Annotated in this window: 11 protein-coding genes; 3 read left to right on the forward strand and 8 right to left on the reverse strand. The window is 40.2% G+C overall.

Features of this window, described 5'->3' with window-relative positions; translation table 11 throughout:
* Nucleotides 1–69: 69 nt before the first annotated feature.
* Both ABD985_RS16555 and ABD985_RS16560 read right to left on the reverse strand, forming a co-directional pair.
* Complete coding sequence (locus ABD985_RS16555) at nucleotides 70–972, reverse strand: hypothetical protein (RefSeq protein WP_345373662.1); 903 nt, start codon at nucleotides 970–972, stop codon at nucleotides 70–72.
* A 224-nt stretch (nucleotides 973–1,196) separates the two neighbouring features.
* Nucleotides 1,197–1,727, reverse strand: a complete 531-nt coding sequence (locus tag ABD985_RS16560) for a DUF3575 domain-containing protein (RefSeq protein WP_345373664.1) — start codon at nucleotides 1,725–1,727, stop codon at nucleotides 1,197–1,199.
* Between the two features lie 162 nt (nucleotides 1,728–1,889).
* On the opposite strand from ABD985_RS16560, the gene ABD985_RS16565 reads away from it, so the two are divergent.
* Nucleotides 1,890–3,155 carry a hypothetical protein gene (locus tag ABD985_RS16565; RefSeq protein WP_345373665.1) on the forward strand — a complete coding sequence of 422 codons (1,266 nt, stop codon included), beginning with the start codon at nucleotides 1,890–1,892 and terminating at the stop codon, nucleotides 3,153–3,155.
* 83 nt (nucleotides 3,156–3,238) lie between these two features.
* On the opposite strand, the gene rpsJ is transcribed toward ABD985_RS16565, so the two are convergent.
* From rpsJ to rpsL, 4 genes are all read right to left on the reverse strand, one after another.
* Nucleotides 3,239–3,544 carry a 30S ribosomal protein S10 gene (gene rpsJ, locus ABD985_RS16570; protein WP_345373666.1) on the reverse strand — a complete coding sequence of 102 codons (306 nt, stop codon included), beginning with the start codon at nucleotides 3,542–3,544 and terminating at the stop codon, nucleotides 3,239–3,241.
* A 143-nt stretch (nucleotides 3,545–3,687) separates the two neighbouring features.
* Entirely contained in the window at nucleotides 3,688–5,832 is a 2,145-nt protein-coding gene (fusA, locus tag ABD985_RS16575; RefSeq protein ID WP_345373668.1) for an elongation factor G, read from the reverse strand.
* A 6-nt stretch (nucleotides 5,833–5,838) separates the two neighbouring features.
* Nucleotides 5,839–6,321: a 30S ribosomal protein S7 gene (rpsG, locus tag ABD985_RS16580; protein ID WP_345373669.1), complete on the reverse strand. Its 483-nt coding sequence runs from the start codon at nucleotides 6,319–6,321 to the stop codon at nucleotides 5,839–5,841.
* An 86-nt stretch (nucleotides 6,322–6,407) separates the two neighbouring features.
* Nucleotides 6,408–6,782 carry a 30S ribosomal protein S12 gene (gene rpsL / locus ABD985_RS16585; RefSeq protein ID WP_345373671.1) on the reverse strand — a complete coding sequence of 125 codons (375 nt, stop codon included), beginning with the start codon at nucleotides 6,780–6,782 and terminating at the stop codon, nucleotides 6,408–6,410.
* A gap of 696 nt (nucleotides 6,783–7,478) precedes the next feature.
* Here rpsL and ABD985_RS16590 point away from each other — a divergent pair.
* Nucleotides 7,479–11,054 (forward strand): DUF4961 domain-containing protein, encoded by a 3,576-nt coding sequence (locus ABD985_RS16590; protein ID WP_345373672.1) that lies wholly within the window; start codon nucleotides 7,479–7,481, stop codon nucleotides 11,052–11,054.
* Between the two features lie 54 nt (nucleotides 11,055–11,108).
* On the opposite strand, the gene ABD985_RS16595 is transcribed toward ABD985_RS16590, so the two are convergent.
* Nucleotides 11,109–11,477, reverse strand: coding sequence for a serine hydrolase domain-containing protein (locus ABD985_RS16595; RefSeq protein WP_345373674.1), 369 nt, complete (start codon nucleotides 11,475–11,477; stop codon nucleotides 11,109–11,111).
* Nucleotides 11,478–11,635: 158 nt separating this feature from the next.
* A complete protein-coding gene (locus tag ABD985_RS16600; RefSeq protein ID WP_345373675.1) occupies nucleotides 11,636–12,199 on the reverse strand; it encodes a hypothetical protein in 564 nt (187 codons plus the stop codon).
* 177 nt (nucleotides 12,200–12,376) lie between these two features.
* On the opposite strand from ABD985_RS16600, the gene ABD985_RS16605 reads away from it, so the two are divergent.
* Nucleotides 12,377–14,761, forward strand: coding sequence for a TonB-dependent receptor (locus ABD985_RS16605; protein ID WP_345373677.1), 2,385 nt, complete (start codon nucleotides 12,377–12,379; stop codon nucleotides 14,759–14,761).
* The last annotated feature ends 150 nt before the right edge of the window (nucleotides 14,762–14,911 follow it).

The following is a 14,911-nucleotide window of genomic DNA, read 5'->3' on the forward strand; positions in this document are numbered from 1 at the left end:
CGGTATGAACATAAAAAAAGGCAAGCATTACTGCTTGCCTTTTTTTGCCCCTTAAAATAGTTGTGCAACTTATTGTTGAACGATTACCTCGATATCAATTTGATCATCTTGGTTAAAGGTACCAGTGATAGATGTTACTCTTACAAGACCATATTTACTACCTCCATCTTTATTTTCATCGGTCATAAAAGCAAAAATGTTTCCTACTTCTAGATTGGTGATGATTCCTGTAGCTTCTGTATCTGCAGAAACATAAGCAGCTTCAATTAAGTCTCCATCGTTTTCTGTTAGTTCATCAAAACCTTCAAAATCGTTCACTAATTTGAACATTGTAGCATTTAATGTACCCCAAGCAGATAGATCAGAGAATAGTGTAGGATAATTGACTGGAGCTGAGATAGAAGCATTATCAGTAGCGCCATAGTAGTAGCCAAAGTCAATAGTAGAAGAAACTGGATCAGGAGTGTTCTCAACTTCGTCTCTTGAGTATGTTTCATTGCTACTGCTAGAGTAGAATGTCTCAGTAGAAGTATCTCCTTGAAGAGGAACAAACAATAATACTTGCGAATATCTCATTGCAGGTACAGCTACTTTCTCCACAGTTACCATAATAGAATCAACACTCATTAGACCTTCTGTGTCTGTCGCTTCTACAGTGAAAGTAAAGACACCTGCTGATTCTGTAATTATTTCATAAGCGAAAGATTCACTAGTGATAGGTCCACTTACGCCAACATTATCTACTTCTGTAGAGTTTCCAGTGGAGTCCGTAATAGTAACAACATAGCCAGTCAACTCGTTAGGAGCTTCAATAGTACCTTCGACAGTAATTGTATCACCTACAGTGAACGTCTGGTTGTCTGCAGTAGTAATAGATACAACCGGTGCATCTGTTGTTGGATCTGTGTCATCATCACAGCTCATTCCGAAAAATACAAGTGATAAGAGAATTAATGCGTTTAGTCTTTTCATTTTTAATAAAGGTTATTCGTTTTTTTGTTGGGATCACGAGCGTGATCATTTATTAGCTACGGGTATTCCAGGTTTATTTAAGGGGGAAGGTTGGAATCCAAATTGAGTACATAAATACTACATTCGTCAGATTACTCAAAGCTTTTTTTATAAGGAATATTATAGAAATGATAGATGGACGATTTTTTTGTCATTTTACTAATAAAATTGTTCTCTAGGGTACGTTAAAAAACATATCCGAAACTTATCCCTCCTCTTCCTTGTACAGAAACCCAAGGATCATAAACAGAGCTATAGGAACTAATGCCACTATAGATTTCAATACCGAAATGTTTCTTGATGACCCATTCATAACCAGCTTGTATCCCATATCCCGTCTGTATTGAAGAAGGTTTTTGTGTAATGGTAGATGCAAGTTTGAGGTTGCTAACGGGATCACCATGAGTGGCTTTCGAGAACGGTGTGCGTATATGAATAGATGGTCCCAAATAAAATCCTTTTAAGCTGTAATCTCTCTTATGAAATCGAAAACGATAGGCCAGTTCTAGTCGCTTCATACTGACATTAGGATGTGGTAAAAAATCGACTATAGCCGCAATCGATGATTTCTTTCCTATAAGTTGTTCAAAGCCTATGCCAATATCATAGCCTCCAGCACTATTCAACCCAGTAGAAGCTTTGATGGCCTTAGGTTTTTGTTGGGCATAAGTATTCAACGTGCTGAATAGTAGTAAGAGGTAGAAAAGGTATCTCATTGTAGATCTGTTAGTTGAGTTATTATAAGAATTCATGTCTTTATAAAGGACACTTTATATGTTAAGATTGTCGATTTTATGGTGAAAAAAATTAAGATTATGTAACAATGTGGCAGGGGATACTGAGACTGTGTTATTGCAGGGATTTGAAAATATTACTTATTGGAAAATTCTTTATCATCACTTACTTTTGATCGTTTTTCAACCAACCAATCAACTTTTTTGATGAATTATTTTTATGGAGTATTGATTTTATCAATACTGTGTGCCTTAAATACAAATGCACAACGTTTAACCTATAAGGAAGGATACCTAGTTACGATCGATTTGGACACTTTAAAAGGAGCAATCCAATTTGATGATCAATCGCTTGAACATAGTTGTCTATTGAAGAGTCCTCAAGTCAAAGGAGTGCAAGAATTAAAAGCGTCTAGTGTAAAAGAAATATCCTTAAATGATGGAAGTTTCTTTCTTTCAGACTCTTCTATAGTAAAGGGAACTTATCAATTTGTAGAAGTACTTGTACAGGGAGAGGCATCTCTTTATAAGCAAAAATCAGATTTTTATATTCAGAAGTATGATGGAAAGTATCACTTACTCAATACGTTTCAAAGTAATGTAAACAACCTACAGAAAGTTAAGTCTATTCGACATAGAGGAGTCTTAAAGGTATTGATGAAGGATTGCCCTGAGGTCCAAAAGCAAATCGATAAATGTATTGTCAGTGAGGAATCATTAGTCCAAGTAGTAGCTGCTTATAATCAACATCAGGGAGAGGCTTTTAAAGTATATAAGGAACATATACCATGGAATGTGATAAATTTATCTTTTGGGGTAAGTTATCAACAAGAGAGACTTTCTTTCAATTCATCGACTGAGTACTCAGGCTTTATCTTCAAGGGAGATTATAGACCTCAGCAGGTTATGGTACCTTTTGTACAAGCGAACCTCTATTTTCCTAGAAAAACTCCTTTTCTATCATTTGTTGTTCGAGGTGAGTTCTTTACTGCAAAATATTATTCCACAGAAACAGTAACTAGTAATGGTAGCAGAGTTGTTCATGAAGCCTTGTTTAATTTTCATAGGATAAGAGTACCTTTAGGAGTTCAATACGATGTTTTAAATACTAAGAATACTCATTTATATACAAGTGGAGGAATCACTGCAGGTATCTTATTTCCTATTAAAGATAAAGAGTATCTTTATTCCTGGAAAAATGATGAAAAGCTTTATTATCCAAATTATGAACCTAAGCGATCAGAGCTAGGTTTTTGGTTAACGATTGGTATAAGTAGAAAAATATATAAAGAACATTCTCTATATATTGAAAGTAGGTATTTGAGAACTAATGGTATTACGAACTCTGATAGCAATAAGTATCCATCCAGTATTTCTAATGGAAGCTTATCTTTAGGATATCGAATCTAAAACTCATTCAGTATCAATAGAATAAAAAAAACTCCCTTCGTCTTACGACCAAGGGAGTTTTTATATATCCTAAAACGATAAAATCAAACTTTGATTTCTACGTCAACACCGCTAGGAAGCTCCAATTTCATCAAAGCGTCTACTGTCTTTGGAGAAGTAGGGAAGATATCTACCAAACGCTTGTAAGTACAAAGTTGGAACTGCTCTCTCGCTTTCTTGTTTACGTGTGGTGATTTCAACACAGTAAACTTCTCTTTTCTTGTTGGCAATGGAATAGGACCACTAACAACAGCTCCTGTTTTCTTAACCGCCTCTACGATTTTAACGGCAGACTTATCAACCAACGTGTGGTCGTAAGACTTAAGTTTGATTCTGATCTTTTGTGTCATCGTCTTAAATAAAATAATGTATCAGCCGTCCGCTGATGTGATTATGGATTGATAAAAATAACCTACCAAAGGATTTCCATAATATACACCCCTTAGTAGTTGTTAGCTGCTAGTGACTAGGCACTAGCAACTAACATCTATGATTATTGTCCTTTTGCTTCTTTGATTACGTCCTCAGCAATGTTTCTTGGCACCTCTGCATAGTGAGAGAATGTCAAGGTTGCTGCTGCACGACCTGAAGTCAAAGTACGAAGGTCAGTTACATAACCGAACAACTCTGACAATGGAACGTCACCGTTGATCGCTACTGCACCACCTGTTCTTGTCTCCTGTCCTTTAGGTAGACCACGACGACGGTTCAAGTCACCGATTACCGCACCAGTGTACTCGTCTGGAGTGATGATCTCTACCTTCATTACTGGCTCAAGAATGATCGGGTTACATCTCTTAGCAGCTTCTTTGAAACCTAGCTTCGCAGCCAACTCGAAAGAAAGTGCATCTGAATCGACCTGGTGGAATGATCCGAAGAACAATCTCACACGCATCGCCTCGATAGGGTAACCTGCCTGGATACCGTTCTCCATTGCTGCTGCGAAACCTTTTTGTACTGCAGGGATGAATTCCTTAGGGATAACACCACCTTTGATTTCGTCAACAAACTGAAGACCGTTCTCCACGATGCCATCCTCATTTGGCTCAGCTGGCATAAGTTCGAACTGGATGTCTGCGAACTTACCTTTACCACCTGTTTGCTTCTTGAAGACCTCTCTGTGCTCGATAGAACCGTTGATTGCCTCACGGTAAGCTACCTGAGGAGCACCTTGGTTGATCTCAACATTGAATTCACGTCTTAGACGGTCAATGATGATCTCCAAGTGAAGCTCACCCATACCTCTCAATACAGTCTGACCAGTTTCCTCGTCAGTTTTGAAAGTAAGTGTTGGATCCTCTTCTACCAACTTGATCAATGCGTTTTGCATTTTGTCCAAGTCAGCTTGCTTCTTAGGCTCAACTGCGATACCGATTACTGGCTCAGGGAAAGACATTTCCTCAAGGATGATTGGGTTGTCCATATCAGATAGGGAGTCACCAGTCTTGATGTCTTTGAAACCAACACCTGCACAGATATCACCAGCTTCTACGAAGTCGATAGCGTTTTGCTTGTTAGAGTGCATCTGCATCAAACGAGAGATACGCTCTTTCTTGCCGTTACGGTTGTTACGTACGTAAGAACCAGACTCTAGTTTACCAGAGTAAACTCTCATGAAGCAAAGACGACCTACGAATGGGTCAGTTGCAATCTTAAACGCCAATGCAGCGAATGGCTCATTCACATCTGCCTTTCTAGTGATAGCCTCACCAGTGTCAGGGTGTGTACCTTCAGTATCTGGAAGATCCAATGGAGAAGGTAGGTAAGAACATACTGCATCAAGAAGTGCCTGAACACCTTTGTTTTTAAATGCAGAACCACAAAGTACTGGAGAGAATGACATATCCAATACTGCTGCACGTACCGCTGCTTTGATCTCAGCTTCAGTGATTGAATCTGGATCCTCGAAGAATTTCTCCATCAACGCTTCGTCATATGCAGAAACTTCCTCGATCAAGTGAGTTCTCCACTCCTCTACATCGTCAGCGATGTCTGCAGGAATATCGATTACTTCGTAAGTAAAGCCTTGGTCAGCATCGTTCCAAACGATCGCTTTGTTAGTAACCAAGTCAACCACACCTTTGAACCCTTCCTCAGCACCGATTGGTACTTGCAAAGGAACTGGGTTAGCACCTAGTTTCTCCTTGATTGTTTTCACAGCCTTGAAGAAGTCAGCACCAGCACGGTCCATTTTGTTTACGAAACAGATACGAGGAACCCCGTAAGTGTCCGCTTGTCTCCATACAGTCTCAGACTGAGGCTCTACCCCAGATACCGCACAGAAAAGAGCAACTGCACCGTCCAATACACGAAGAGAACGCTCTACCTCAACAGTAAAGTCTACGTGACCAGGAGTATCGATGATGTTGATTTTATAATCTTCTGTGTCAGCAATTCTTTGACCTTGCTGAGTTGGGTAACCCCAAGTAGTGGTAGTCGCAGCAGAAGTAATTGTGATACCTCTTTCCTGCTCCTGCTCCATCCAGTCCATAGTCGCTGCACCATCGTGTACCTCACCAATTTTGTGAGATTTACCCGTATAGTACAGGATACGTTCTGTAGTAGTAGTCTTACCGGCATCAATGTGAGCCATGATACCGATATTTCTTTGGTGTGTAAGATTGATTTTCTTTGCCACTGTTTATTAGAATCTAAAGTGAGAAAATGCTTTGTTTGCTTCTGCCATTCTGTGAGTATCATCCTTCTTCTTCACTGCAGCACCTTCACCTCTTGATGCAGCCATGATCTCACCAGCCAATCTCTCCATCATGGTTTTCTCGTTACGCTTTCTAGCGAACGTGATTAACCATTTCATACCCAATGATTGCTTACGCTCTGGACGAACTTCCAAAGGAACCTGGAAAGTTGCACCACCAACTCTTCTTGATTTCACCTCAACACCTGGCATGATGTTTCCTAGTGCTTTCTTGAAGATGTCAAGTCCGTTCACTTTCTCCTCGCCTTTGTTCATTCTTTCTTCGATAAGCGCTAGCGCATCGTAGAAAATGCTGTAAGCGATGCTTTTCTTCCCGTCCAACATCAAGTTGTTAACGAATTTAGTAACCATCGTGTCACCAAATTTTGGATCAGGAAGTACGTATCTTTTTTTAGGTTTTGCCTTTCTCATTGTTTTTAAAACTTTATGCTGCCTTTACTATAAAATTCTTCAAGGCTGCTGCGGTTAAATGAATTGTTCCGTTAAAGAAATTGCGATTATTTCTTAGGTTTTTTCGCTCCGTACTTAGAACGACGCTGAGTTCTTTTCTCAACACCTGAAGTATCCAACGCACCACGAACGATGTGGTAACGAACACCTGGTAAATCTTTCACTCTACCACCACGGATCAATACGATCGAGTGCTCTTGTAGGTTGTGACCCTCACCTGGGATGTATGCGTTAACTTCTTTACCGTTTGACAACCTTACCCTTGCAACTTTACGCATAGCTGAGTTAGGCTTCTTAGGAGTGGTAGTGTAAACACGAGTACAAACCCCTCTTTTCTGAGGACAAGCATCCAATGCTGGAGACTTAGATTTGTAAGTTACTTTTGTTCTACCTTTTCTTACTAATTGTTGAATAGTAGGCATTTAACTAACTGTTTTAAATTACTTAATACTTCGATACTATACTTCTCGAAAATTTCGATTGGCAAAGGTAGGGATTTATTTGTTTTATCCAATGTAAAACGCCTAATGTTTTTATTTTGAGCTTCTTATCTACCTTCACTTTTCGTTTGTAAATACCCACATACTACAATGATAACCTTGGAAAAGTTCAATAATGTTCCCCGAAAGCTCGATAAAAGGTAAAAGGTAAAAGGTTGCTGGCTCTACCTTTTACCTCTTACCTATTCCCTTTTACCTTTATAAGATGTATTTCGACTACTTCTTACATTGAAAATTACTTTAACATTATTTAACGTATGAATAATTCTTTGAATTTACATCTCTTCAATCGGTTGCATAACGCATTTTTATTTTTTGGGTGATCAGCGTCCTGTGTCTTATTTAAAAAACTTCTTAATATTCAAGTGTCAATAATACAATTAACACTTGCTGAATAGAGAAGATGAAGGGAGTTAATGAGTTGTCATAACTTTTTGGCAGTCAAAAGGGAGGGCTTTCTGTATTCATTAATAGCACAAACACACTACTACGATAGAATTGCCTTTTAGATCCATCACATATACAAATGCGGATTTTTGAGGGGAATAACCTTACAATAATAATCGATTGTTCTGTTCGCAGGATACTCGAATGCTTTTACCAATAAACAAACTTTTTATGCAACGAATACTACTACTCAGTTGGGTGCTTTCATTACCCGCATTATTATGGGGGCAGGTAACACTGAATCCCTCTAATCCGACTGCAGATCAAGCGATCACTATTATTTATGATGCAGCAGCAGGTAATGCTGCTTTGGTAGGTGCTTCTAAAGTATACTTACACTCAGGGGTGGTTACTACTGCACCAGGAGATACGCAATGGAGCAATTCCGTAGGGAATTGGGGAGCTGATGATGGCATAGGAGAAATGACCAATATTGGGAATGATCAATGGCAGATAACATTGACTCCATCGACTTATTATAATGTTTCACCGACAGAAAATGTATTCCGTTTGGCGATGGTATTTCGTGATGCGACGGGCACTTTGGTGGGAAAAACAGCTGCTGATGGAGACTTTTTCATGGATATTGACCCTGGCTTTTACATGACAGTGACGGCTCCGGTAAATCAGGAGTATTTTGCTAAAGTGAATGAGCAGGTGACTATTTCTGCTACAGCTTCTGCGCCAGCAGCTATGCAGATTGAAATAGATGGTGTGGTGCAAGCTTCGGTAACCAACCAGAGTACGATCTCTCATACCGTATCTTACAGTGCGATAGGTACCCATCAGGTGAAAGTGACGGCTGATGATGGTGTGATTCTTCCAAGAGAGAAAACCAGAACTTTATATGTGAATGAGGCATCAGAGGTAGCGCCGTTACCTGCAGGGGTAAAAGATGGTATCAACTACATCGATGACCAAACCGTGGTATTAGTACTGTTGGCCCCTAATAAGGGAGATGTTTTTGTAACAGGAGATTTCAATAACTGGGCTATTGATCCGAACTACCAGATGAAAAAGACGCCTGACGGAGAGCGTTTCTGGTTACAAATTGGTGGTTTGACGCCTAAGAAGGAATATATCTTCCAGTATTTGGTGGATGGTAATCTTCGCATTGCAGATCCTTATACGGAGAAGGTGGCTGATCCATGGAATGATCAATATATCTCTGAAGAAACCTATCCGGGACTGATTGAATTTACAGATACGGAGAAAGGAATTGCCAGTGTCTTGCAAACAGCACAAGATCCTTATGATTGGCAAATAGAAAATTTTACAGGAGTGCCAAAACACCAACTGATGATCTACGAGTTATTGATTCGTGATTTTACAGAAGAGCATTCTTACCAATCGGTGATTGATTCCATGCAGTACCTGAAGGATTTAGGGGTGAATGCGATTGAGTTGATGCCAGTGAATGAGTTTGAGGGTAATAGTAGCTGGGGGTATAATCCATCGTTCTTCTTTGCTCCTGATAAATATTATGGTCCTAAAGAAGATCTGAAAGCGCTGGTTGATGCAGCTCACGCTAATGGTATTGCCGTGATTATCGATATGGTACTGAACCATGCTTTTGGCCAAAATGTGATGGCTCGTATGTATTGGGATGAGGCGAATAATCAGCCTGCGGCAGATAACCCTTGGTTCAATACGACAGCTCCAAATACTTGTTGGAACTGGGGTAGCGACTTTGATCATGAGAGCGCTTATACACAAGCCTTTGTGGATAGTGTAAACCGCTTCTGGATGCAAGAGTATAAGATTGATGGGTTCCGTTATGACTTTACCAAAGGTTTTACGAATACACCAGGCTGTGGATGGGATTATGATCAGGCCAGAGTGAATATTCTAAACCGTATGGCTAATAAAATCCGTGAGGTCAATCCAGAGGCTTATATTATTTTGGAACACCTTGCATCTCCATCAGAAGAGGATGCACTGGCGGCTAATGGGATGTTGCCATGGAAACGTGTGGATGAGCAGTATAAGGAGGTAATTTCAGGTCATGAACTGAACACGGCTTCTTTTGCTGGCGCACAGACCGATACTCGCGTGGTATATATGGAGAGTCATGATGAGGAGCGTATTATGGTGCAAAACCTGAACTGGGGACAGCAAACAGGGGACTATAATATCAAGGATTTGCCAACAGCATTGGATCGCATAGGTTTAGGAGCGGCCTTCTTGTATACCGTACCGGGACCGAAAATGATTTGGATGTTCGGGGAACAAGGATATGATTACTCTATTAACTATAATGGAAGAGTGGGTGAAAAGCCGATCGTATGGACGGAATATATGCAGGACCCAGATCGTGTTGACTTGTATAATACCATTGCGGCACTTCTGAACCTAAGAAAAGATCACCCGGTATTTACGGAAGGTTATTTCAGCTGGGATGCTATCGGAGAAACCAGAAGAATCAATATCTCTCATGAGACGATGAATGTGACCATTATAGGTAACTTCGGAACAACGGCCCAGTCGATACAACCGAACTTCCAAAGTCTAGGAACCTGGTACAACTACTTTGGTCAGTTTGCTTATGAAAATACAGGAGGAACGTACCTGTTGGGACCTGGGCAGTGGGAGTTATTTACAGATGTCCAATTACCTCCTCCGGGAACATCTATATTAAAAGCACCAACTTTATTGAATGCTTCTGCATCGACGAATGATGTGCAATTGAACTGGGTGGATAATACAACCGAAGAAGCGGGTTATATCGTGGAGCGTTCTACAACAGCAGGAAGTGGTTTTGTGGCTATTGATACTGTAGGAGCGAATGTTATTACTTATACTGATGCTGGTTTGGCGGATGGTACTTACTATTATCGCGTGAATGCATATAGCAGTACCGGCACAACTTCTGATTATACCAATGAAGTATCCCAAAGAGTAGGAACTGTAGGGGATATCACGATTCACTTTAAAAAACCAGCGGGTTGGTCTACGGTAAATCTGCACTATTGGAATACCACTCCGGCGAATGTATTGCCAAACTCCAATTGGCCGGGAGTCACCATGACGGATGCCGATGGGGATGGATGGTATAGCTATACCTTTAGCGGTATTGAATGTACTAACATTGTATTCAGTGACAATGGTGCTACGCAAACGGCTGATTTGAGTCGTTGTGGTACGGGTTGGTATGATGATGGGACTTGGTATGATAGCAAGCCATTACCTCCTTCAGGGCTGACAATCCACTTTAAAAAGCCAGCGAACTGGTCTTCAGCGAACTTGCATTACTGGAATACCACTCCAGCGAATGTATTACCAAACTCTAGCTGGCCAGGGGTAACGATGATAGATGAAGGTAATGGGTGGTACCGTTATACGTTCGAAGGTATAGAATGTACCAGTATTGTATTCAGCGATAACGGAGGGACACAAACAGCAGACCTTTACCGCTGTGGTGAAGGATGGTACGATAACGGTACTTGGTATGACAGTCAACCGGCGGCACGTATTGCTTCCGTTGCATTACCAACGAAGAATTTATTAACGGTTTATCCAAACCCGGTAGAGCAGGTGGGTATGCTACAATTTACCTTGACTGCACAGCAGCAGGTAAGTATCGCACTTTATGATACACAGGGAAAACAAGTGAGAACGGTAACACAAGGAGTGTATGGAAAAGGAAAGCATCAGCTATCTTTTGAAGTGCCAAAAGCTTCGGGGTTATACCTTATCCGTATGATCTCGGAGGAAGGACAGCTACATCAGCGAGTTGTTGTTAAGTAAGAGTATATAAAAAGAGGAAGTATAAAGTTTTATCTTTATACTTCCTTAATTTTTTTATTGAGGAAACTCCTCTAATTGTTGATAGGTCATCACCATTCCTCGATTACTGTCTGAAACTCCTGTAAGTAATAATTCCCCTTTCTGCACTTCAATAAAAGATTTATTCAAAGAGGCTATGTCAAAGCGAGTATCTTTTTGAATAGGGATATTCCAGCTCCGATTGGCTAGGCCTATCGACTGCTGATAAATAAGTTCTTTGGTAGAGCCTATGCTTATGCTGCCATGAAACCTTCCCTCTTGTTTTAATCGTCTTCCATATTCGGATAATTCCTCTTGGAGTTTTTGGTGAGCGTGCTCTTGTGCTTTACAGGGGAGGTATAGTAGGCAAGCAACAAAGCCTAAAAAATAGAATTGGTTTATCATAAAAAGAGTTCTTTAAAAGCTTCCGATTAGGGGGCTTTTACATGTACATTATTTTAGTTTTAGTAGAACCAAAATAGTGACCACTCTCTTTATTAATAGATGGATAAACCTGAGTTGTAGTATTCGTTAGGTGAATGGGAGAAATTATCTGTTCAACATTAAAATTGAACCCCTGCCTTAAGCATAATCCCTGTGTTGACGTCCCCACTGTTGTAAAATTGATTGTATAGTTTCAGCCCTAGAAGGAGACGTTGCGTCAATGCAAAGGTGTTTTCGATAATGATATTTCTACCCAATCCATTTTTGTCTCTATAAACAGGGCTTTGAATGAGTTGTCCGTTGATGTATTCCTCGGATTGTATATAAGAATAAACATAGTTTTGTACGCCTAAACCAATTCCCAAACGAAAATCATTTCTTCGATTGTTTCTAAAAGGAGAAACAAAAGCATTGAGGTTACCTTGTATGAAGGAACCCATTTTGAATACCCCTGATTCACTTTTTCCATGGCTAATAGAAAGGGAGGTGGCAAAGTAATTATTGAGGCGGTAGTTAAGCTCATTGTCAAAAGAAAGGGTAATCATATCTCCTGAACCTTGAAGGGAGGTGCCAACTCCAAATCGAAAATCCAAGCGGGAAGGTTTTTCTTGGGCATAGACCGTTGTAGAGCAAATAAAAAGTAGTCCGATAAAGAAAGTGATGAGTAGTGATGTACTTTTCATTAAAATAGATTTTAGGTGATTATGAGCATCTAGGACAATCAGTTAGGTAATATAGACATCGTTATTCTAAATAACTTAACGTCATTCCTTACATACCTCATTTCTTTATACTAAGGCATCTTTTCTTATGCTGTAGTTATGAATGAATAATCTTCTTGTTCTAACCCTAGCTTCTATATGACTTGCCTTAAGTATTTATCTTTTCCTATAGTTTTTCTGTATTTATTTTTCCCAAAATTACTGAATGCACAGGTAAAAACCAGTATATCCGGTTATGTCAAGGATCCTATGGGGATGCCCCTAACGGGAGCAACTGTCTTTATTGAAGGAACCGATAAAGGAGCAATTTCGGATGTTGATGGGTATTATTTAATTAAAGACCTTACACCGGGGATATATAATTTAGTGGCCCGTTTTATAGGGTATCAATCCCAAACGAAATACAATATTATCATCAAGTCAGTAGGAAATCAGTTATATAATTTTGAACTGAGTGAGGATGCAGAGACCTTATCGACGGTGGTGGTGACGCCAGAGAAAAATCAGGTAAGTCGACCGATAGAAACCCCACTCTCTACCCAGACCTTGACGGCAGCAGAACTAGCAACTTATCCGGGAGGAAATAATGATGTGGTAAGGGTAGCACAATCCTTACCCGGTGTTTCTCCTTCCGTAGGAGGGTTTCGGAATGATTTGATTATTCGTGGAGGCGCACCAAACGAGTCGGTATACTACCTGGACGGCGTAGAGATTCCGACCATCAACCATTTCAGTACACAAGGGAGTGCTGGAGGGCCGGTAGGGATGCTCAATGTTTCTTTTATTGATAATGTGACCTTGTCGGCTTCTGCGTTTGGAGCGCAATATGATAATCCATTGTCTGGGGTATTACAGTTTGAGCAGATCGAAGGGGATCGTAGAAATTTTAGTGGAAACCTTCGGGTAAGTGCCAGTGAAACGGCTTTGACCTTAAAAGGACCTTTATTCAAAGGAAAAGATGAAGAGGGGAATAAACGGGAAAGTAGTAAAACGACATACATTGCCTCTGTGAGACGAAGTTATTTACAGTTTCTGTTTGAGCTAATAGGATTACCGATTCGTCCGGATTATTGGGATTATCAATTTAAGATAGATCACGAAATCAATGATTATAATACCATTAGTCTAATAGGGTTGGGATCGATTGATGATTTTACGGTGGAAGGGGACGATGATCTGGATAACGGACAACAGGCTACATTGGAACAAACGCCTTTTATTATTCAACAAACCAATGCGATAGGGGTGACCTGGAAAAAGCGTTTCCGTGGAGGGAATGGTTTTATGCAAACGACATTGAGTAATAACCTCTTCAACAATGAGTTTTCTCAATATACGGACAATGAAAATCAGGAGGGACTGTTTTTTCGAACTGACTCCCGTGAGATGGAAACAAAGCTTCGCTATGCACTAACCTATTTTTGGAAAGAGTGGAAGCTAGTACCGGGCTTTAATGTGCAGTGGAGCGATTATGAAAATAGTACACTGGATAGGAATATTGGATTCACGTTTCAATCCGAGCTAGATTTTTTCAAGTATGGAATGTTCTTGAATGCTTCACGAACTTTTTTCAATAAAAAGCTAGAGTTATCCATGGGAGTACGGGTGGATGAGGATACCTTTTCTGATGGTAGTGATCTATGGGATAATATTTCTCCACGTTTGGCAATTTCCTATCAATTTCTGCCAGGATGGAAGTTGAATGCTACGGCAGGGCGATACTATAAAATCCCACCTTATACAATTTTAGGCTATCAGGAGAATAATGTTTTTGTCAATGAGAGTGCACAGTATACGCGCAGTGATCATTATGTATTGGGAATAGAGAAGATCTTTACGCCTTCCAGCAGTGTAAGTGTGGAAGGGTTTTATAAGGGATATGATCAGTATCCGGTTTCTGTGAGGGATAGTGTTTCTCTGGCGAATAAAGGAGCGGGCTTTGAAGTATTGGGCAATGAATTAATCGAGACTGTTGGGAAAGGGAGAAGTTATGGGTTGGAGGTGCTTTTTCAGCAGAAGCTAACACGTAACTTCTACGGGATTTTCTCTTATACCTTTTTCTATAGTGAGTTTACAGGGTTTGATCGATCTAAGTACTTGCCATCTACTTGGGATAGTCGCCATTTGGTTAGTTTTACCGGAGGGTATAAGTTACCCCGCAATTGGGAACTGAGTGCTCGTTGGCGTTTTGCAGGAGAAACACCTTTTGTCCCTGTGGACACGGTTGCGACTTTGGAAGTATACCCTGACATCATTTTGGACTACAGTCGTTTGGGGGAGGAGAAATTGGATGTGTTTAGTCAAGTAGATGTTCGTATAGATAAAAAGTGGAATTTTAGAAAAATCTCCTTGGATGTATTCATAGAGGCGCAAAATGTATTGGCTCAAAAAATCCCTGTTCCTCCGGAGTATATTCTATTAAGAGATATGAATGGAGAAATTGTGGAACCAAGAGCTTTGGAAGAAGTGGATACGGGTAATAGTACTGTGGTGCCAACGATTGGGGTTGTACTTGATTTTTAGTACTTTTGCCCTTGCAAACAAAAGGGATTTTCTCTCCTCAATTAGTTTGTTTTAAGTAGAAAATGAACAGATAGATACTGTGTATAGTGTCCTAGATACTAGTCTTAGCGTCCACGCTAAGACCTGCATAGTATTTGCAGTATCCCTTCT

The sequence above is a fragment of the Algivirga pacifica genome, from assembly GCF_039543525.1.
Lineage (GTDB): Bacteria > Bacteroidota > Bacteroidia > Cytophagales > Flammeovirgaceae > Algivirga > Algivirga pacifica.